The organism is Streptomyces sp. Xyl84, from assembly GCF_059731885.1.
The window spans coordinates 1,374,889-1,395,110 of the sequence record NZ_AP029182.1 but is presented as its reverse complement, the minus strand read 5'-3'; the positions used below and the strand labels follow the sequence as shown (position 1 = coordinate 1,395,110).

General features: G+C 73.9%; 12 protein-coding genes and 3 pseudogenes. 13 read left to right on the top strand and 2 right to left on the bottom strand.

Going from position 1 to position 20,222, the window contains the following annotated elements; translation table 11 throughout:
* Positions 1-195 precede the first annotated feature (195 nt).
* The 12 genes and pseudogenes from AC6I72_RS06000 to AC6I72_RS05945 all read left to right on the top strand — a co-directional run bounded on the left by AC6I72_RS06000 (position 196) and on the right by AC6I72_RS05945 (position 15,251).
* Positions 196-1,200: a sugar ABC transporter substrate-binding protein gene (locus tag AC6I72_RS06000; protein ID WP_497999820.1), complete on the top strand. Its 1,005-nt coding sequence runs from the start codon at positions 196-198 to the stop codon at positions 1,198-1,200.
* Positions 1,197-2,246: an ABC transporter permease gene (locus tag AC6I72_RS05995; protein ID WP_497999819.1), complete on the top strand. Its 1,050-nt coding sequence runs from the start codon at positions 1,197-1,199 to the stop codon at positions 2,244-2,246. The genes AC6I72_RS06000 and AC6I72_RS05995 overlap by 4 nt, the downstream gene beginning before the upstream one ends.
* Positions 2,243-3,061 carry an ATP-binding cassette domain-containing protein gene (locus tag AC6I72_RS05990; RefSeq protein WP_497999818.1) on the top strand — a complete coding sequence of 273 codons (819 nt, stop codon included), beginning with the start codon at positions 2,243-2,245 and terminating at the stop codon, positions 3,059-3,061. The genes AC6I72_RS05995 and AC6I72_RS05990 overlap by 4 nt, the downstream gene beginning before the upstream one ends.
* Before the next feature lie 116 nt (positions 3,062-3,177).
* Positions 3,178-4,317 (top strand): ROK family glucokinase, encoded by a 1,140-nt coding sequence (locus AC6I72_RS05985; RefSeq protein ID WP_366725388.1) that lies wholly within the window; start codon positions 3,178-3,180, stop codon positions 4,315-4,317.
* Positions 4,314-4,898 (top strand): sugar kinase, encoded by a 585-nt coding sequence (locus AC6I72_RS05980; RefSeq protein ID WP_497999817.1) that lies wholly within the window; start codon positions 4,314-4,316, stop codon positions 4,896-4,898. The genes AC6I72_RS05985 and AC6I72_RS05980 overlap by 4 nt, the downstream gene beginning before the upstream one ends.
* Positions 4,899-5,050: 152 nt before the next feature.
* Positions 5,051-7,999 carry an SCO1167/SCO6262 family helicase gene (locus AC6I72_RS05975; RefSeq protein ID WP_497999816.1) on the top strand — a complete coding sequence of 983 codons (2,949 nt, stop codon included), beginning with the start codon at positions 5,051-5,053 and terminating at the stop codon, positions 7,997-7,999.
* Between the two features lie 1,493 nt (positions 8,000-9,492).
* A pseudogene (locus tag AC6I72_RS05970) lies at positions 9,493-10,764 on the top strand (SWIM zinc finger family protein); the annotation flags it as partial.
* Between the two features lie 405 nt (positions 10,765-11,169).
* Positions 11,170-11,694, top strand: coding sequence for a peptidylprolyl isomerase (locus tag AC6I72_RS05965; protein ID WP_497999815.1), 525 nt, complete (start codon positions 11,170-11,172; stop codon positions 11,692-11,694).
* A gap of 454 nt (positions 11,695-12,148) precedes the next feature.
* A pseudogene (locus AC6I72_RS05960) lies at positions 12,149-12,304 on the top strand (IS110 family transposase); the annotation flags it as partial.
* 332 nt (positions 12,305-12,636) lie between these two features.
* Positions 12,637-13,764: an outer membrane protein assembly factor BamB family protein gene (locus tag AC6I72_RS05955; protein WP_497999814.1), complete on the top strand. Its 1,128-nt coding sequence runs from the start codon at positions 12,637-12,639 to the stop codon at positions 13,762-13,764.
* Between the two features lie 261 nt (positions 13,765-14,025).
* A complete protein-coding gene (locus AC6I72_RS05950) occupies positions 14,026-14,466 on the top strand; it encodes a pyridoxamine 5'-phosphate oxidase family protein (RefSeq protein ID WP_497999813.1) in 441 nt (146 codons plus the stop codon).
* 29 nt (positions 14,467-14,495) lie between these two features.
* Complete coding sequence (locus tag AC6I72_RS05945; RefSeq protein WP_497999812.1) at positions 14,496-15,251, top strand: CBS domain-containing protein; 756 nt, start codon at positions 14,496-14,498, stop codon at positions 15,249-15,251.
* A gap of 141 nt (positions 15,252-15,392) precedes the next feature.
* On the opposite strand, the pseudogene AC6I72_RS05940 reads toward AC6I72_RS05945, so the two are convergent.
* Positions 15,393-15,685, bottom strand: a pseudogene (locus tag AC6I72_RS05940) (BON domain-containing protein).
* Between the two features lie 95 nt (positions 15,686-15,780).
* Positions 15,781-18,468, bottom strand: coding sequence for a bifunctional acetate--CoA ligase family protein/GNAT family N-acetyltransferase (locus AC6I72_RS05935; RefSeq protein ID WP_497999811.1), 2,688 nt, complete (start codon positions 18,466-18,468; stop codon positions 15,781-15,783).
* 633 nt (positions 18,469-19,101) lie between these two features.
* On the opposite strand from AC6I72_RS05935, the gene AC6I72_RS05930 reads away from it, so the two are divergent.
* Positions 19,102-20,133, top strand: coding sequence for an Acg family FMN-binding oxidoreductase (locus AC6I72_RS05930; RefSeq protein WP_497999810.1), 1,032 nt, complete (start codon positions 19,102-19,104; stop codon positions 20,131-20,133).
* Positions 20,134-20,222: the final 89 nt, after the last annotated feature.

Genomic DNA, 20,222 nt, shown 5'->3' with positions numbered 1-20,222 from the left:
GGGGCCCCGGGGGGAAGCGGGTGTGAGCCCTGGCCGGGGGCACCGGTCGTCACAATGTCCGGACAAGGCGGCCGGTTCACGGCCCCCGGCCGCTTGCCTTCACTTGTAGATATCCGATAATGCGATGTTCGGGGCTGATGGGTGTGTCGTCGGCCCCGCGCGTACGTTCGAACACAGTTAGAAGGGCACAGCCTCGTGGCACGGTTTCCAACCTGGGTAGGCATCGCCCTCGCAGGGGCACTGTCGCTGTCCCTCGCGGGATGCAGCAGCACCGGCGGCAAGCGGGCGGAGGACGCCCGTAAGGCCGCGGCGGCCCAGGGCAGGGCGGCGGTGAACACGCCCCGCTGGACCTTCGCGATGATCACCCACTCCGGTGACGGCGACACCTTCTGGGACATCGTGCAGAACGGCGCCAAGCAGGCAGCCGTCAAGGACAACATCAACTTCCTGTACTCGCACGACGACGAGGCCCAGCAGCAGGCGCAGCTCGTCGACGCGGCGGTGGACAAGAAGGTCGACGGCATCATCGTCACCCTCGCCAAACCCGACGCCATGAAGGCCGCCGTGGCCCGCGCCGAGAAGGCCGGCATCCCGGTGGTGACGGTGAACTCCGGCTCCGCCGAGTCCAAGGCGTTCGGCGCGCTCACCCACATCGGCCAGGACGAGACCGTCGCCGGCGAGGCCGTCGGCGAGGAACTGGACAAGCGCGGCAGGAAGAAGGTCCTGTGCGTCCTGCACGAGCAGGGCAACGTCGGCCACGAGCAGCGCTGCGCCGGTGTCGCGAAGACCTTCTCGGGCAAGGTCGAGAACCTCTACGTCAACGGCACCAACATGCCCGACGTGCAGTCCGCGATCGGAGCCAAGCTCCAGGCGGACAAGTCCGTCGACGCGGTCGTCACCCTCGGCGCCCCCTACGCGGACACGGCCGTCAAGGCGAGGGCGGACGCGGGCAGCAAGGCCGAGGTCGACACGTTCGACCTGAACGCCAAGGTCGCCGCCGAGCTGAAGGACGGCACCCTCGGCTTCGCCGTCGACCAGCAGCCCTACCTCCAGGGCTACCAGGCCGTCGACCTGCTGTGGCTGTACAAGTACAACAGCGACGTCCTCGGCGGCGGCAAGCCGGTGCTCACCGGCCCGCAGATCGTCACCAAGGACCAGGCCGCCGCCCTGGAGGAGTACACGAAGCGGGGCACCCGATGAGCGCCACCTCGGAGCGGACCGGATCCGGCACCGACGAACGGCTGCTGGGCGCCTCCCCGCTGCGGACCCTGCTCTCCCGGCCCGAGCTGGGCTCGGTCGTCGGCGCGATCGCCGTCTTCGTCTTCTTCGCCCTCGCCGCCGACGGTTTCGTGCGCGCCTCCAGCCTCAGCACGGTGCTGTACGCGTCCTCGACGATCGGCATCATGGCCGTCCCCGTCGCCCTGCTGATGATCGGCGGCGAGTTCGACCTGTCCGCGGGCGTGATGGTGACCTCCTCGGCGCTGGTCTCCTCGATGTTCAGCTACCAGATGACGGCGAACGTCTGGGTCGGTGTCGGCGTCTCCCTGCTGGTCACCCTCGCGATCGGCGCGTTCAACGGCTTCATGCTGACCCGCACCAAGCTGCCCAGCTTCATCATCACCCTGGGCACCTTCCTGATGCTGACCGGCATGAACCTCGGCTTCACCAAGCTGATCGACGACACCGTCTCCACCAAGACCATCGGCGACATGGAGGGCTTCCCGGCCGCGCACGCCGTCTTCGCCTCCACGTTCACCGTCGGCGGCGTCGACTTCAAGGTCACCGTCCTGTGGTGGCTCGCCCTGGTCGCCGTCGCCTCCTGGATCCTGCTGCGCACCCGCACCGGCAACTGGATCTTCGCCGTCGGCGGCAACCAGGACGCCGCCCGCGCGGTCGGCGTACCGGTCACCAGGACCAAGATCGGCCTGTACATGGGCGTGGCCCTCGGCGCCTGGATCTCCGGCCAGCACCTGCTCTTCTCCTTCGACGCCGTCCAGTCCGGCGAGGGCGTCGGCAACGAGCTGATCTACATCATCGCCGCCGTCATCGGCGGCTGCCTGATCACCGGCGGCTACGGCAGCGCCGTCGGCTCGGCGGTCGGCGCACTCCTGTTCGGCATGACCAGCAAGGGCATCGTCTTCGCCGAGTGGAACCCCGACTGGTTCAAGTTCTTCCTCGGAGCGATGCTGCTCCTGGCGACCCTGCTCAACGCCTGGGTCCGCAAGCGGGCGGAGGCCACCACATGACCGGCACCACCGAACGCACCCCGCTCGTGGAGCTGTCCGACGTCAGCAAGCACTACGGCACCGTCCGCGCCCTCGAAGGCGTCTCCCTGCAGGTGCACGCCGGGGAGATCACCTGCGTGCTCGGCGACAACGGCGCCGGCAAGTCGACGCTGATCAAGATGATCGCCGGACTGCACCAGCACGACGGCGGCACCCTGCGCATCGCCGGGGAGGAGACACGGCTCGCCTCCCCGCGTGAGGCCCTGGACCGCGGCATCGCGACCGTCTACCAGGACCTGGCCGTCGTGGGCCTGATGCCGGTGTGGCGGAACTTCTTCCTGGGCTCCGAACCCAGGAAGGGCGCCGGCCCCTTCAAACGCCTGGACGTCGACCTCATGCGCCGCACCACCCGGGAGGCACTGCTGCGCATGGGCATCGATCTGAGGGACGTCGACCAGCCCATCGGCACCCTCTCGGGCGGCGAACGCCAGTGCGTGGCCATCGCCCGCGCGGTCCACTTCGGCGCCAAGGTCCTCGTCCTCGACGAGCCGACGGCGGCGCTCGGCGTCAAGCAGTCGGGCGTGGTGCTGAAATATGTGGCCGCGGCACGCGACGAGGGCCTGGGCGTCGTGTTGATCACCCACAACCCGCACCACGCGTATCTGGTGGGGGACAGGTTCGTGCTCCTCAAGAGGGGCACGATGGTGGGACATCACACACGTGAGGAGACCACCCTGGAGGAGCTGACCCGGCAGATGGCCGGCGGCAGCGAACTCGACGACCTCCGCCACGAACTCGAAAAGGCCACCTCCGCAGCCGAAAAGGGCACTTCCTGAAGCGTGCCGGCCGCCGCGCGCGACGTCCCCACGCGCGCGCGTGCCGCACGCCCGGGGCGCCGGACCGCCGGTGCCGATACAGCACCCTTACCGGGCGTGCGGCAGAATCGGGGCCGATGAGCACCTACCGCGACCTCACCGCCCCCATCGGTTCCCGCCGAGCCACGGTCCTGCGCACCGTGGGCACCCGTGAGCGCCGTTCCCACCTGACGGCGCCCCGTGTCCCGACGGTCGGCATCGACATCGGCGGCACCAAGGTTATGGCGGGCGTCGTCGACGCCGACGGCAACATCCTGGAGAGGCTCCGCACGGAGACCCCGGACAAGTCCAAGAGCCCGAAGGTCGTCGAGGACACCATCGTGGAACTGGTCCTGGACCTGTCCGACCGGCACGACGTGCACGCCGTCGGCATCGGCGCGGCCGGCTGGGTCGACGCCGACCGCAACCGCGTGCTGTTCGCGCCCCACCTGTCCTGGCGCAACGAGCCGCTGCGCGACCGCCTCTCCGAACGCCTGTCGGTGCCCGTCCTGGTCGACAACGACGCCAACGCCGCCGCCTGGGCCGAGTGGCGCTTCGGCGCCGGCCGCGGCGAGGACCACCTCGTCATGATCACGCTCGGCACCGGCATCGGCGGGGCCATCCTGGAGGACGGCCAGGTCAAGCGGGGCAAGTTCGGCGTCGCCGGCGAGTTCGGGCACATGCAGGTCGTGCCCGGCGGCCACCGCTGCCCCTGCGGCAACCGCGGCTGCTGGGAGCAGTACAGCTCCGGGAACGCCCTGGTGCGCGAGGCCCGGGAGCTGGCCGCCGCCGACTCCCCGGTCGCCTACGGCATCATCGAGCACGTCAAGGGCAACATCCCCGACATCACCGGTCCGATGATCACCGAGCTGGCCCGCGAGGGCGACGCCATGTGCGTCGAACTGCTCCAGGACATCGGCCAGTGGCTCGGCGTAGGCATCGCCAACCTGGCCGCCGCCCTCGACCCGTCCTGCTTCGTCATCGGCGGCGGGGTGTCCGCGGCCGACGACCTGCTCATCGGTCCGGCCCGCGACGCCTTCAAACGCCAGCTCACCGGCCGCGGCTACCGCCCCGAGGCCCGCATCGTCCGGGCGCAGCTCGGCCCCGAGGCCGGCATGGTCGGCGCCGCCGATCTCGCCCGCCTGGTCGCCCGCCGCTTCCGGCGCGCCAAGCGCCGCCGGGTCGAGCGCCACGAGCAGTACGCGCAGGCCAGGCGTGCGGCCCGGGAGACGCTGTGACGATGTCCCTGCCCCGCCAGGCGGCGGCACCGGACGAACCGCCGTCCCGGCCGGCCGAGGACCGCCGCCGGCGCAACCGCCGCCGGGCCCTGACCCTGCTGATCATCATGCTGCTGATCGGCGTCCCGGCCGGCTACCTGGTCATCTCCGCCGCCCAGAGCCGCGACAGCGGCAAGGACAAGGAAGCCAAGTACGCCGCGACCGGCCTGACCCCCACCTACCCGGCCAAGGTCCAGCGCCGCCTCTACCAGGTGCCGATCCCGCACCCCGCCGACCGGGTCGCCTCCTACGAGACGAACAACTGGAGGACCAGCCGCCTCTACGTCCAGTTCCGGACCACCCAGCCCGGTCTCGACACCTTCCTCGAGGCCATGGGGGTCAACCGGAGCGACCTCAAGAAGGGCGACATCACCTTCAGCCGCCGCGACCGCGACGTCACCGGCTGGAACTTCAAGGGTCCCGGCCCCTGGTGGGGCCTCAGCCACAGCCAGGAGAACCCGGCACCCAGCCAGGACGTCATCGTGAACCTGTCGGATCCGGTGCTGCCGATGGTCTACGTCGTCTCCCGGACCGTCCCCTGACCCGCGCCCGGCCCCTGCCGCCGGCCCCGGCCGCGGGACCCTCCCGGCGGCCGCGCGAGGGCCCCGGCGCCCGGGCCGGAGCCGATTGTCAGACCCCGCCCGTAGAGTCGAAGACGGCTGACTCGACCGACGAGCGGGAGGTGACAGGACGGATGAGCGACATGGCCGTGGCCGGGACGACCTCGGCGGAGGCGAGCGGGACGGGGCGGCCCGTCACCGGGACGAGCGGGACGGGGACGACCGGAGCCGGGCAGGCCGTCCCGCTCCGCCTGCCCGCCGTCTTCGTGCCCGCACCGCTGCCGCGCCAGGGCCGCATCCTCCTGTGGGACCCGGAAGGGGAGACGCCCGACGGCCCGGCCGACCCCACCCCGCCCGCCCCCGGCGCCCCGCCCGTGCGCACGACCCTCACGGTGGTGCGACCGCACGGCGCCGCCGCCCGCCGCCGCACCGCCCCCGCCCTGTCCCTCCCGCTCGACGTCGCCCTGCCCCACCTCGTGCGCGCCCGCCACGACCCCGCCGCCCACCCCGCCACGGCCTGCTGGGGCGCCGCCGCCCTGCACGCGCTGCGGCTCACCGCGCGCGGACGCCTGCTGCCCGGCCTGACCGCCACCGGACACGACGCCTGGCGCGCGGGCCCGCTCGACCCCGACGACCTCGCCCACCTGCGCGCCATCGCCGCCGCCCTGCCCCACGAGGGCCATGCCGTGCCGCTGCCCGGCCCCGGCCCGCTCCGGCTGCCGCAGCCCGAGGCACTCCTGCGCGCCTTCCTCGACGCCGTCGCCGACACCCTGCCCCGCACCCCCGCCGCACCGCACACCGCGGGCAGGCCCTTCGCGCACCGCGCGGCCCAGCACCTCCCCGCCGCCCACGACTGGGCCGCCGAGGTCGCCGCGGGCATGGACGCCGGTGTGCGGATCTCGCTGCGCCTGGACCTGTCCGCCCACGACCTCTTCGACGCGGGCCCGGCGGGCGACGCGGACGACACGGAGCCGGCCCGCCGCGCCGGCGCGGCGATCGTCCAGGTGCACAGCCTCGCCGACCCCACCCTCGTCGCCGACGCAGCGGCCCTGTGGGCGGGCGAGGCCGACACGGCGTTCGGCCCCCGCGCGCGCGTGGACGCCGCCCTGGCCGTGCGGCGCGCGGCCCGCGTCTGGCCGCCGCTGGACCGGCTCGGCGAACAGGACGTACCCGACGTCCTGGCCCTGTCCGAGCCGGAGGTGAGCGACCTGCTCGGAGCCGCCGCGACCCGGCTCGCGGCGGCCGGCGTCGCCGTGCACTGGCCCCGCGACCTGGCGCACGACCTCACCGCGACCGCCGTGGTGCGGCCCGCGCCCGGCTCCGCAACCGACGGCACCGGCTTCTTCGAGAGCGAGGAACTGCTGCGGTTCCGCTGGCAGCTCGCGCTCGGCGGCGACCCGCTCACCGAGGCCGAGATGGACACCCTCGCCGAAGCCCACCGCCCGGTGGTCCGGCTGAGGGACCGCTGGGTCCTCGTCGACCCCGCCCTGGTCCGCAGGGCCCGCAAGCGCGACCTGGGCCTGCTCGACCCGGTCGACGCGCTCTCCGTCGCCCTCACCGGCACCGCCGAGGTCGACGGCGAGACCGTCGAGGCCGTGCCGGCCGGAGCCCTCGCCGCGCTGCGGGACCGCATCACCGCCGGCGTACGCCCCGCCGAGCCGCCCCCGGGCCTCCACGCCACCCTGCGCGACTACCAGCTGCGCGGCCTCGCCTGGCTCGACCTCATGACCTCCCTCGGCCTCGGCGGCTGCCTCGCCGACGACATGGGCCTCGGCAAGACCGTCACCCTCATCGCCCTGCACCTCAAGCGGGACCACCGCGCGCCCACGCTGGTGGTCTGCCCGGCCTCGCTGCTGGGCAACTGGCAGCGGGAGATCACCCGGTTCGCACCCGGCGTGCCCGTCCGCCGGTTCCACGGCCCCGACCGCACCCTGGACGGCCTCGAGGACGGCTTCGTCCTCACCACGTACGGCACCATGCGCTCGGCCGCGCCCCTGCTCGCCGGCCGGCCCTGGGGCATGGTCGTCGCCGACGAGGCACAGCACGTCAAGAATCCCCACTCCGCGACCGCCAAGGCCCTGCGCACCATCCCCGCGCCCGCCCGGGTCGCCCTGACCGGCACCCCCGTGGAGAACAACCTCTCCGAACTCTGGGCCCTCCTCGACTGGACCACCCCCGGCCTCCTCGGCCCCCTCACGTCCTTCCGCGCCCGCCACGCGCGCGCCGTGGAGAACGGCGAGGACGACCAGGCCGTGGAACGGCTCGCCCGCCTGGTGCGCCCCTTCCTGCTGCGCCGCAGGAAGTCCGACCCCGGCATCGTCCCCGAGCTGCCGCCCAAGACCGAGACGGACCACCCGGTCCCGCTCACCCGCGAGCAGGCCGCGCTGTACGAGGCGGTGGTGCGCGAGTCCCTGCTCGCCATCGAGACCGCCGACGGCATCGCCCGCCGCGGCCTGGTCCTGAAGCTGCTGACCTCGCTCAAGCAGATCTGCGATCACCCGGCCCTCTACCTGAAGGACGGCACGCACCCGGGCGGCGGCGACCGCCTGGCGGCCCGCTCGGGCAAACTCTCGCTGCTCGACGAGCTGCTGGACACCGTGCTCGCGGAGGACGGCTCCGCCCTGGTCTTCACCCAGTACGTCGGCATGGCCCGCCTGATCACCGCCCACCTCACCGCCCGCGCGGTCCCCGTCGACCTCCTCCACGGCGGCACCCCGGTCCCCGAGCGCGAACGCATGGTGGACCGCTTCCAGGAAGGCGCCACCCCCGTCCTCGTCCTCTCCCTGAAGGCGGCCGGCACCGGCCTCAACCTCACGCGCGCGGGCCACGTCGTCCACTTCGACCGCTGGTGGAACCCGGCGGTCGAGGAACAGGCCACCGACCGCGCCTACCGCATCGGCCAGACCCAGCCCGTCCAGGTCCACCGCCTGATCACCGAGGGCACCGTCGAGGACCGTATCGCCGAGATGCTGGCCGCCAAGCGCGCCCTGGCCGAAGCCGTCCTCGGTTCCGGCGAGTCCGCCCTCACCGAACTCTCCGACCGGGAACTGTCCGACCTGGTGTCGTTGCGGAGGGGGGCCTGATGAGCGCGGCGGAGCAGACGGACGCGGCCGAGCGGACCGAGCGGCCGCAGCCCGCTGGGGCCGAGCGGGCCGGCCCTTCTCAGCCGGGCGGGGCCGAGCAGCCCGGTTCCCTCCAGCCGGCTGCGGCCGGGCAGCCCGGTTCTCCTCAGCCGGACGAGGGGGAGGGCACCGCGCCCGTGCGGGAGGACGGCGCGGACCACCGTGAGGAGCCGACGCCGTTGACCAGCGGCAGCGCCCCGGGCGCCGATGCGCGGGCCGCCGCACCGGCCCCCACCGTGCGGACGCCGGCCGGCCGTCCCCAGCCGCCCCGCCCCGGCGACGCGGCCCGCGAGGCGCTGCGGGCGGCACGGGGCCACCGGCCGCCGACGGACACGCCGACCGCGGGCATCCCCACGCCGCAGACGGCCGTGCGGCCGGCTGCGAAGGAGCGGACCGAGCCGGACAAGGAGAGGGAGAGGGAACAGCCACCTCGCCCGGGCGACGCGGCGCGCGCGGCCCTGCGCCGTACGGCGCCGCCGCCGGGCCCGCAGCAGCAGCCCGCCCCCGCCACCACGCAGGCGCCCACCGCGCAGGCGCCCACCACCCCGGCGTCCACCACCCCGGACCCCGCGCCGGTGAGCACCGCCGCACCCCGGCCCGCCGACGTGGCGCGCGAGGCCCTGCGCGCCGCCCGGGCCCGCAGCGGCGGCGGCAGCGGCACGGAGGGGGAAGAGGACCGCCCCGCCCCGGCCGGGGGAGCGGCGAAACCCCGCCCCCGTGCCTCCCGTACGGCCCGGGCCGCGCGAGAGGCCCGCCCGTCGGAACGCTCCCCGGCGCCGATCAGCGCGCCTCGTGGTTCCGTGCGCCAGGCCGGCGGCAGCAGGACCGGCGACGGCCCCGGCGCCACCGTCCGCACCGTGGCGGAGCTCCTCGGGCGGTCCTTCCGGATGCCGCCGGGAGTGCGGACGGCGGACGAGACATCCGACGCGCACGCCGAAGCGGCGAGCGAGGGGGCGACCGGCCCCAGGCCGGACGACGCGGCGACGGGAGAGGCCGGGGAGTCTCTCCCCACCACCCCGGAACGGGCCCCGAGGCCCACCGCACCCACCACCACCGGCCCCGGCGCGGAGCCCGACATCCAGCACGACGCGGAGACCGGCGCAGGGGCCGGCACGGAGACTCGCGCGGGGGCCCGCCCGGGGGCCAGGACGGAAGGGCGCGCGGAAACGGGCAGGGAGGGCTGTCCCGGGACCGGCACGGAGACTCACGGGGAGGCCCGTTCCCGTACCGGCACGGAGACCTGCCCAGGCACTGGCCCGGCAACTCCCGCAGGCACCGGCACGGCGACCCGCGCCGGAACCGGTACGCAGACCGGCCCGGCCACCCGCACGGAAACCCGCACCGAGACCGGTGCCACCATGCCCCCGGCCCCGGCCCCGGCCCCGGCCCCGGCCCCTGCCCCGGCCCCGGCCCCGGCCCCTGCCCCGGCCCCTGCTCCCGCCTCCGCCGCTCTGCGCGCCCCCGGCAGCATGGCCTCGCCCCGCCGCGACGGGGAACTCCGGCGCACCTTCCCCGCGCTCCCGGCCCCCGCCCCGGGGGACTCCGGCTCCGCCGGGACCTGGTGGGGCGAGGCGTGGACCACCGCCCTGGAGGAGGGCGCGCTGGACGCCGCGCGGCTGGCCCGCGGGCGCGCCTACGCGCAGACGGGACACGTCGACGCGATCACCGTGACGCCCGGCCTCGTGCTGGCGTACGTGCAGGGCAGCCGTCCGCGTCCGTACCGTGTCCAGGTGCGGCTGCGGACGCTGGACGACGCGGAATGGGACCGCTTCCTCGACGCCGCCGCCGAGCAGCCCGCCCACATCGCCGCGCTCCTCGACAAGGAGATGCCGCAGTCCCTGACCGGGTGCGGGGTCCCGCTGCTCCCCGGCCCGCACGACCTGGAGGCACGCTGCTCCTGCCCCGACCGCGGTCACCCCTGCAAGCACGGGGCGGCCCTGTGCTACCAGACGGCGCGGCTGCTGGACGCCGACCCGTTCGTCCTGCTGCTGCTCCGCGGCCGGGGCGAGCGCGAACTGCTGGACGCGCTGTCCCGGCGCAGCGCGGCCCGCGCCGCGAGGGCCGCCCAGGAGCGCGAGCCGGAAGCGCTCCCGGGCGTGCGCGCCGCCGACGCCCTGGCGCGCCGCCCGCAGCCGCTCCCCGCCCCGCTGCCGCCCCCGGCGCACCCCGAGCAGCCCCCGGTGTACCCGGCGGCCCCCGGCGGCCCGGACCCGTTCGCGCTGGACCAGCTGGCGACCGACGCGGCCGTACGCGCCCACGCCCTGCTCACCACGGGCCGCGACCCCGTCGGCGGGCTGACCCTGTGGCAGGACGCGGTACGCCTCGCCGCGGCCCGCCCCGGGTCGGGCCTGACCGCCGCCACCCGCTCCCTGTACGCCGCGCTCGCCTCCGCGACCGGGCGCACCCCGGCGGAGCTGGCCCGCGCGGTGGCCGCCTGGCGGCAGGGCGGTGCGGAAGGGCTCGCCGTCCTGGAGGAGTCCTGGGACCCGCCGGCCGGCCGGTTCGACCGGGCCCGCCCCCTGCTCCTCGCCGCCGACCTGCCCGCCTTCCGCCCCTGGCGCAACCGTCTCACCCACCCCGCCGGGCGGCTCCAGCTCCGCCTGGGCAAGGACCACCTCTGGTACGCCTACGAGTCCGAACCCGGCCGCGACGACTGGTGGCCCCGCGGCACCCCGGACCTGGACCCGGTCGGCGCCCTGACCGGCCTGGACACGCCCGGAGAGTAAGTTCGGCGAGGAAATCCCGGAGAATCGTGCACCGGGTGGACGCTCTCATCCGCCGGCCGACGCGGTGCCGCATCCGAACGAGTGGCCTGCGGCCGGGCCGGAGGCCGGGAGCGGATGGGGCCGGCGGACGGGTACTCGCTCGCGCGGCCGCGCTCTAGACTGCGACCGCTCCGGAATCTGACGGGCTTTTGGAGGGTGTGCAGGATGAACCGAGCTCTCATGACCGCATTGGCGGCAGCGGCGTTGGCCGTGTCCGGGGGCAGCACCACCGCCTCCGCTTCCGATGCCCCGCCGCGCACCACGCACGGTCCCTGTCAGTACACCCGGACACCGGACGAGCCGGCGGCGCGACCGGTTCCCCTGCCGCCCGACCCGCGGCACACCCCCGGTCACGGCACGGTCGACATGGCTGTCCCGACGAGCCAGGGGCCGCTCCCGCTGCGTTTGGACCGGGCGGAGGCGCCGTGCACGGTACAGAGCTTCGTGCACCTGGCGCGGCACCGGTTCTACGACCGTACGGTGTGCCATCGGCTGACCGCGTACCCGACGCTGAAGGTCCTGCAGTGCGGCGACCCGACCGGCACCGGCGAGGGCGGGCCGGGGTACGAGTACAAGGACGAGTTGCCGGTGGACCTGCCGCCGGCACCGAGCGATCCGACCGGCGTCCGTCGCCTTTACGGGCGCGGTCTGCTGGCGATGGCCAACGCCGGGCCGGACACGAACGGTTCGCAGTTCTTCGTCGTCTACGGAGACTCCGCGCTGCGACCGGACTACACGGTGTTCGGCACGGTCGGCGCCGCCGGCCTGAAGACGCTCGACAAGATCGCTGCCGGCGGAATCGAGCCGACCGCGCAGGAACCGGCGCCTGTCGACGGCGCGCCCGTGCTGAGGACCGAACTGCTCAGGGTCCGGCCGTCCTGCCGGCCCTGATGAACCGCGGTGCGGTCACCGTGGGTCCACCCTCGTCATCATCCGCCGCGAGCGGCTTCCTTTCGCTGAGACCCGTTCCACCCAGAGCGGGACCACCCCGTAACCCGCGGCGTCGTCGGCGGCACCAAGCGATCCCACCGGCCTGGTCCACCTCGGCGTCCGCGAACACGCCCCCGCACTCGGACGCTTCCTCTCGGTCGGCCCCGTCATCGACACCGACGACCCGGCCCAGAGGAACGCCTACTCCTACGCCAACCCGCAACCCGGTCACCAAGTCGGACGCCGTCGATGTCCGCGACGCATGCCCGTCCGGGTCCGGTGCGCATCGTCTGCCGGCGCCACACGTGTTCGCGTCCTTCGGGTCGGGCGGTGCGCACCGCAGCCACGACCCTATGTCCGCCTGACGCCGGCTTGCTGATCAGCCGAGGGACCGCGGGGCCGTCGGAGCACGCGCCGGCTCAGCCACGGCGGCGACCGTCAGGCGAAGGCTGCCCTGCACCGCATCGTCTTCACCCGGCTGCGCCACGACCCACGCACCCAGGCGTACTACGAACGCCGCACCCAGGAGGGCAAGACCCGCCGTGAGATCATCCGATGCCCCGAGCGATAAGCAGCCCGCGAGGTCTTCAACCCGGTCAGACCGGGTTCCCTGCACCGCCACGTCATAGGGGGTGTCCGTGAGAGCGGCGTTCGACGAGAAAGATCGCCCGGCCCGGCCTGTCCCCTCAAGGGCGCACGGCGGGCTGAGCGTCCCCTGAGTGATGAGAGCCGCGGCTCGGCCTGGCGTTCGGCCTCGCTCGTTCACCTGACCCGTTGAGCCTGGTTCGTGCCCAGGACAGCAGATCGGTCTGAGCGGAGGTCGTTGGAAGATCATCGGCGTAGTTGTGCCAGGAACCCAGATCCACCGCACGAGAACTGACCACAGCCAGGAGACAAGAACCGATGACGAGTTCAACCGCGATGCTGCAGGGGGGCCCGGCCCGGAACGGTGTCTACCCGGAGGGGACAGCGCCGCAGGACTTCCGGCCCTGGCGGTTCCGGGCCGGACGACACAGGAACCTGCAGGCGCCGACCGTCTGTGACGGCACGGTGTACGTCTGCTCCAAGGACGGCGTCTGCTACGCACTCGACGCCCTGACGGGAACCGTGCGCTGGAGCACCGAGATCGGAGAGCGGATGGGCTTTGCCCCGCCCGTGGTCAGCGACGGCGTTGTCTGTGTCACCGACGACATAGGGAGGGTCTACGCGCTCGGTGCCGAGGACGGCCAGGAGCACTGGCGCCACCGCCGCGACGGTCTGGTACAGCTCGTGGCTGACAAGGGGGTGGTGTACGGGGTGGACTCCGCCTGGTTGTACAACCGCGGTGCCAATCCTGCGACGTTGTTCGCGAGGGACCTCGCCAGTGGTGAACTGCTCTGGAGTTCCCACGTCTTCGACCGCGCCATGACCCATCCAGCCCTCGCCGACGGAAGGATCTTCCACACCAGCGAAGTCGGCGCCCTCACCGCGTACGACGCCGCCACGGGCGACCGCCTGTGGCGGGTGACGTGCGACAGCACGTGGGTAGGCATGGCCAACAGCCCGTGCGTCGCAGACGGGGTCGTCTACGCCGCCGTCCAGTCGACGCTGTTCGCGCATGGCGCGGAAGACGGCGAGGTCCTGTGGAGCCGGGCCTACGGAGGACTCATCCGGAGCAGCGTCTCGGTCCTGGGCGACACCGTGTACTTCAGCACGCAGCCACACTCCCGCAGGGACCGTCCGGCCTCCTACGCCGTCGACGCGGCCACCGGCGACATCCGCTGGCGGTTGGCCAACCGCGACGGCGCCTCGGCCATCGCACTCAGCGGCTCCTCGGGCTGGGTCGTCTCCGGCCGTGGCATCAACTACCTGTACGCCGTCGACCTCGCCACCGGCACCCGCCGCTGGAAGCGATACCTGGGTCCCCAGGGCGGCACCGTGCCCGTCCTCTGGAACGGCATAGCCTTCCTCTCGACCCACACGGACAGGCTGAACGCCATCGACGCGCGGACCGGACGAATGCCGTCCCGGCTCAGGAGCCGAAGGCCATAGTCGGACGGCGCAGCGCCGACCACGCACCGGTCGGCCGGCCGATGGGGCCGACCGGCCCATGCGCGACCGGGGCCACGCTGCACACGCTGGAGACGTCGGGCGAATCCGACGGCAGGACCCGGCACCCAGAGGGCAAGGATCGCTATGAAGGGCTACGTCTGAACGAGGTCCTCCCCGTGGTCGCGGCCGAGTGAGCCGGCGCGCGGTGGCGAAGCGGTGCGCCGGCCGCATGGTCACGAAAAGAGAGAGGCGGACCGACCGATGTACCGCAATGACGGATTCCGGGAGCTGAACCGGCAGGAGTGCCTGCGGTTCCTGGTCACGGCCGCTGTCGGCCGTGTGGTACACACGCGGCACGCCCTGCCCGCGGTGCTCCCGGTGAACTTCCGCGTGGACGGCGACGGCGCGGTACTGCTGCGCACCGCGGCCGCCTCCGAGCTGGCTCGTGCGATCGACGGCGCGGTCGTGGCGTTCGAGGCGGACCAGGTGGACACGGTCGCCCACTCCGGCTGGAGCGTCGTGGTGACCGGCTCCGCGTCCGTGACGACCGACCCTGCCGAACGCGGACACCTCGTCACGGACTGGCCTCCCTCCTGGGTGCCCTCGCCCCGGGAGGTCTTCATCCGCATCGAACCCGAGTTGGTCACCGGCCGTGAACTGGTCGGCGGCTGCAGCCTGTACGGGCTCGGTTCCTTCCTCTGATCAATCGGCCGATCATTTCGGAGAACGCCATGCAGGGCTCCCAGTACACCGTGAGCGACGTGATGACCGGCACCGTCGTCGCCCTCGCGACCGGTGCGACGTTCAAGGAGATCGTGCGGACGATGCGGCGGTGGGGCGTCAGTGCGATGCCGGTGCTGGACGGCGACGGACACGTCACCGGCGTCGTCTCCGAAGCGGACCTCCTGCACAAGGAGGAGTTCCGCGACAGCGAAACGGACCGGTCGGGTCGACCGGGCGGCTCCCCGCACGCGGTCAGGGCGCGGGCGGTGACCGCGCGGGACCTGGCGACCGTTCCGGCCGTCACCGTCCGCGCCGACGCGACCCTCGCCCGGGCCGCCAGGCTGATGGCCCGGCACCGGGTCAAGCGACTGCCCGTCGTCGACGACCGAGGAATCCTCATCGGCATCGTCAGCCGCTCCGATCTCCTCAAGGTGTTCCTCCGCAGCGACGAGGCCATCGCGCAGGAGGTCCGGGAGCAAGTCGTCGCCGGCCGGTTCCCGGTTCCGCTCGACTCGGTGCGTGTGCGGGTGTGCGAAGGCGTCGTCACCTTGGACGGCGAGGTGGCGGACGCGGCCGTGGTGCCCCTGGCCCTGCGGCTCGTCCGTTCGGTCGAAGGTGTCGTGGACGTCCGATCCGCGATCACGACGTCGCGACGGCACACCGGCCCGGCGGAGGACGACGGCGGGCCGACGAGACCTGCCGGGCCCGGCTCCCGGGGGGCGGGACTCAGCACCCACGCGTCCCCCGCCGAAGGGGCTTCCTGACGGTCCTGCGCGACATGACGCCCAGGACTCGGACTCCCCAGGCGGGTTCCCTTCCCACCCCCGGTAGATTCCGCTGGATCCCGCCGTCCGCCCGCACTCCGCGGTCCGCCCGTTGGGACCGGACGCTGGGACCGGGCGGATTCAGACCTGGCCGAGCGGTCCGGCCCCGCCCGTCAGCCGGCAGTCGACGTCCACCACGCCTTCGACTGCGCGTACGAGGCGGGCGGCGACGGGCACGAACGACGTGTCCCGCACGTGCCCGGTGAGGGTCACCACCCCGTCGCAGACCTCGACACCGACCTGCCCGGTGGGGCCGGGGAAGAGGAGCGAGACGACCTCGCGCCGTACCTCCTCGGCGATGTCGTTGAGACGACGCCGATCACCCGGCCCTCGCCCTCCAGGACCGGCAGCGCGCTGACCTTCCACTGCTCCATGAGGTTGATGATGTCCTTGAACGGGGACGGGCCGCCCGGACACCGTGGAGGGCCCTTCGGTCTCAAGCCTGCCGCGCCGCGGTCCGCTCGTCCGCTCAGCGCAGGCGGCGCAGATAGGGGTCGTGGGGGCGGCGCGGGAGAAGACGGACGCGCACGTCGAGTGCGGTGATCCCGTGCGGTCCGGCCAGCACCGGGTTGAGGTCCGCCTCGGCCAGTTGCGGCAGGTCGCACGCCATCCGTGACAGACGGTGCAGCAACTGCTGGAGCCCGTCCAGGTCGACGGCCGGGGCGCCCGCCCAGCCGTGGAGCAGCGGGGAGCAGCGGGGGCCGGCCAGCAGGTCCCGCACGTCGCGGTCGGTGAGCGGAGCGAGCCGGCCGGCGTGGTCGGCCAGGAGTTCCGTCGCGGTCCCGCCGAGCCCGAAGACCACCAGGGGGCCGAAGACCTCGTCCTGCACCACGCCCGCGAACAGTTCGGTGCCGCGTTCGGCCAGTGGCTGCACGACCACACCTGTCAGCCGGTCACCGAACCGGTTCACCAGGTCCCGGTGGGCCGCCCTGACGCGGTCGGCACCCCGCAGGTCGAGATGGAGGGCGTGCTCCTCGCTCTTGTGCAACAGGCCCGGCCAGTACGCCTTCATCACCACGCGCCCGTCAGATCCCCCCAGCCGTCGTGCGGCCGCCACGGCCTCGTCCTCGTCGCGCGCCCAGGCCCAGGGGAGCTGTGGCAGGCCGTAGCAGCCGAGCAGGCCGGAGACGGTCTGCGGATCGAGCCAGCCACCCTCGGGGTTGTCCTGAAGGAAACGGGCGGCGATCTGCCGTGCCCGCCCGCTGTCGACGTCCGGCAGTTCCGCCACGTCGCCGGTGGGCGTTCCCAGCCACCGGGCCCGGGCGGCCGCGTGGGCCAGCGCACGCGCGGCGTCCTGGGCGTCGCTGTAGGCGGGCAGGGCGCCCTCGGCGCACATGTGCAACAGCTCGACTCGAGCCGGCTGCGCGGGAAGGACCACGACGAGGGGCCGTGGCAGTGGCCCGGGTACCTCCGTGAGCGCCCTGACCAGGTCCTCTCCGATCGCCGCGGCCACCGCTGTCGGAACGAGCGCGACCAGGACGGCGTCGACTGCCGCGCCGCGGACCAGGTGCTCCACACAGGCGCGCAACTGGTCCTCACCGACCGTCGCGGTGGCGTCCACCGGGTTCGTGGCGGCGGCACCCGGGGGCAGCAGGTCCAGCAGTGCGTGCACCGACTCGGCCGGCAGGGCGGGTACGGTCAGACCCGCATCCGCGCAGGCGTCCGCGGCCAGTACACCGGCGCCGCCGGCATTGGTGACGACGGCTGCCCTGGTGCCCGCGGGCAGCGGCTGGGAGTGCAGCAGGGCCGCCGTGTCCAGGAGTTCGCCGATGGTACGGGTGGCCGTGACGCCGGCCTGGGTGAACAGCGCCTGGCGGGTCATCGTGGGCGTGGCCGCCGCCGCCGTGTGCGAGGCCGCGGCCCGGCGCCCGGCCTCGGAGCGGCCCGCGTCCACGGTGAGCACCGGCATCCGCCGGGCCACCCTGCGGGCGGTACGCGAGAAAGCGCGGGGGTTGCCGAAGGACTCCAGGTGCAGCAGTGCGAGACCGGTGCGCCCGTCGGCCTCCCACCACTGGAGCAGGTCGTTGCCGCTGACGTCGTACTTGTCGCCGAGCGAGACGAAACTCGACACGCCGACACCGAGACGGGCCAGTCCCTCCAGCAGCGCGATGCCGATGCCGCCCGACTGCACGGCGACCCCGGCCGTGCCCGCACCGGGGTGCCGGGCGGCGAAGGTGGCGTCCAGCCTGACACCGTCCTCGGTGTTGGCCAGGCCCAGGCAGTTGGGCCCCGCCAGACGCATGCCGTGGCGGCGGCACACCTCCATGAGGGTCATCGCCCCGGTGGCGTCGAGACCGGCCGTGACGACGAGGAGCGCCCTCACCCCGGCCTGCCCGCACTCCCGCGCCACCTGCGGGACCGCTGCCGCCGGGACGGCGAGCACCGCGAGGTCGGGCACCTGCGGCAGCGCAGCCACGGACCGGTGGGCGTGCACCCCGGCGATCGTGGAGGCGACCGGATGGACCGCGAAGACCCTCCCCGTGAAGGCCCCGGTGACGATGTTCCGGAGGATCGCGCGTCCGACGGAACCGGGTCTGCGGCCGGCCCCGATCACCACGACGGAGGCCGGGCGCAGCAGTGGGCGCAGGCTGACGACGTCGGCGAGGCGCCCGCGGGTGTCCACCGCGCTCAGGTAGCTCTCGTCCTCGGTGAGCCGCACCACGCAGTGCACCTCGGGGCCGTCGTAGCGCCGGGTGACCCGCAGGCCGAGGTCGTGGAAGACGCGCAGCACGTCGAGGTTCTCGGCCAGAGCGTCGGCGGTGAACGCCGTGACGCCCGCGGTGCGGGCGGCGTCCGCCAGGTGTTCGAGCAGCAGCGTGGCCACCCCGCGGTGGTGCCAGTCGTCGGCGACCGCCAGCGCCACGTCGGCGGTCGAGCCGTGCGGGTCGGCCTCGTACTCGGCGAGGCCGACGAGGCGGCCGGCGTGCTCGGCGACCAGGGCGCGGTAGCCGGGGCGCGGCGCCGCGGCCACGCGTTCGGCCGCCTGCCGGGCGGAGGTACGGCTGATGGCGAAGAACCGCAGTCGCAGGTTCGCGTCGGACATCTCCTCGTAGAGGTGCAGTACCCCGGCGTGGTCGCCGGGGTTCGAGCGGCGGATCCGGATGGTGGTGCCGTCGGTCAGCAGCGCGTGCACCGGTGCTTGCTCCGTGTCGGTCATCGCGTACGTCTCCCTCCGCGCTCCCGGCCCCAGCCTGCGGCGCCCCGTCCCCGCGCCACAGAGGCCGGCCGGGCACGGGTGCGGGCCGAGCGGCCCTCGTCCTCTGCGCCGGCCTGCCGGGGCGGGCTGCCGCCCTTGTCGCCGGGCACTCGGCGCCGCTCCCTCTCGCCTCTGATCTCGTTCGCCTCGACGACCCTGCGGACGGGTGTGCAGCTGTCGCCGGTCTGGAGCCCGCGCCGTTCGGGAAGGTACCCGCATGACCACCCAGACCGCCTCAGCCGCCCTTTCGGACGCCCTCGTCCTCCTCCGGCAGTTCCACCAGCACCTCCCGGACCACCGGAGCCGTCGCGCCCAGCGGCGCCGCCCTCTCCCGCGCGCTCATGCGCCACGTCCGCCCCGGCGGCGAGCAGCCCCGCGCCGTCCTGGAGGTCGGCCCCCGGCACCGGGGCCGTCACCCGACACCTCGCCAGGCGCCTCGGCCCGGACGACACCCTCGCACCCACGCTCCGGCCGCTGCGCCCCGGATCACCGAAGGGCCGCTGGGCCCTGGGCCCCGGGCCGGTCGGCTCAGTGCACGGGACGGAAGGGACAAGTTCACTGGAGAACACGAGGGAGATGTGCAAGGAGGCTGCGATGCCCTCACGACAGCTCGATGTGCGGACGGTGATCGCGCTGGTCGCCGACTCGACGACCGCCCCCTCCATGCACAACGCACAGCCGTGGAGTTTCCGCTGGTCGGCCGGGGCAGGTGTACTCGACCTCCTCGCCGACCCGGGGCGCGCCATGCACCGCACCGACCCGGGGGACCGGGCCCTGCACATCGGGTGCGGGGCGGCTCTGTTCAACCTGCGTGTCGCCGCCGCCCACGCCCGACTCGACGCCCGCGTCCGGTTGCTGCCCGACCCGGCGGACCCGCTGCTGCTCGCCGAGGTGCGTTTCCTCGACGCCCCGGACCCGAGCGGCGCCGTGCCGGCGGCTGACGACCCGCGCCGGCTGTACCCGTGGCTCGCCCGGCGGCACACGAGCCGGAGTCCCTTCGAGGAGAGGGAGGTCCCGGCACGGATCCGGGCCGATCTCCAGGCCGCCGCCGCGCAGGAGGGAGCGGAGCTGCAGTTCCCGGGGCCGTGGCATGTGGACGCCGTGCTGGATCTCGTCCACGACGCGGAGAGCCGCGACAGCCTGGACCCGTCCGCCTACGAGGACTTGACCCGCTGGACCAGGTTCGGCGCGTCGGCCAGGTCCGCCGTCGACGGCGTGCCGGAGTACGCCTTCGGTCCGAGCCGATGGGACGGCAAGCCCCTCCTGCGGGACTTCGCGGGCCGCCACCGGGTCGCAGGCCGCGACCGCTCCTCCTTCGAGGAACACCCCCAGCTGGCCGTGCTCAGCACCCGCGGGGACACACCGGGGGACTGGCTGGTCGCCGGCCAGGCGCTGGAACGCGTCCTGCTGGAGGCGACATCGGCCGGGCTCGCCACGTCCATGACCTCCCACCCCCTGGAAAGCGCGGACCTCCGCCTGCTCGTCCGCGACCCCGTCGGCGGCCGCGGTCAGGTCCAGATGGTGCTGCGCCTCGGCTACGGACCTCCCGGACCGGCGACGCCTCGCAGACCCGTCGAGGACGTCCTCGACGTCCTCGACGGCGCACAAGACACGCCCGGCGGCTGACCCACGCCGACCACCCACGAGTGACGGTGACGAGCGGGAAGCGGCGACGGCCGGCCCGCTTCAAGAGGGCCGGTAGGAGGCCGGCCGGG

Excerpts from the sequence above, each read along its gene's own strand:
- AC6I72_RS05995 (WP_497999819.1), top strand. The coding sequence starts at position 1,197 with ATGAGCGCCACCTCGGAGCGGACCGGATCCGGCACCGACGAACGGCTG.
- AC6I72_RS05990 (WP_497999818.1), top strand. The coding sequence starts at position 2,243 with ATGACCGGCACCACCGAACGCACCCCGCTCGTGGAGCTGTCCGACGTC.
- AC6I72_RS05985 (WP_366725388.1), top strand. The coding sequence starts at position 3,178 with ATGAGCACCTACCGCGACCTCACCGCCCCCATCGGTTCCCGCCGAGCC.
- AC6I72_RS05975 (WP_497999816.1), top strand. The coding sequence starts at position 5,051 with ATGAGCGACATGGCCGTGGCCGGGACGACCTCGGCGGAGGCGAGCGGG.
- AC6I72_RS05965 (WP_497999815.1), top strand. The coding sequence starts at position 11,170 with ATGGCTGTCCCGACGAGCCAGGGGCCGCTCCCGCTGCGTTTGGACCGG.
- AC6I72_RS05955 (WP_497999814.1), top strand. The coding sequence starts at position 12,637 with ATGACGAGTTCAACCGCGATGCTGCAGGGGGGCCCGGCCCGGAACGGT.
- AC6I72_RS05950 (WP_497999813.1), top strand. The coding sequence starts at position 14,026 with ATGTACCGCAATGACGGATTCCGGGAGCTGAACCGGCAGGAGTGCCTG.
- AC6I72_RS05945 (WP_497999812.1), top strand. The coding sequence starts at position 14,496 with ATGCAGGGCTCCCAGTACACCGTGAGCGACGTGATGACCGGCACCGTC.
- AC6I72_RS05935 (WP_497999811.1), bottom strand. The coding sequence starts at position 18,468 with ATGACCGACACGGAGCAAGCACCGGTGCACGCGCTGCTGACCGACGGC.
- AC6I72_RS05930 (WP_497999810.1), top strand. The coding sequence starts at position 19,102 with ATGCCCTCACGACAGCTCGATGTGCGGACGGTGATCGCGCTGGTCGCC.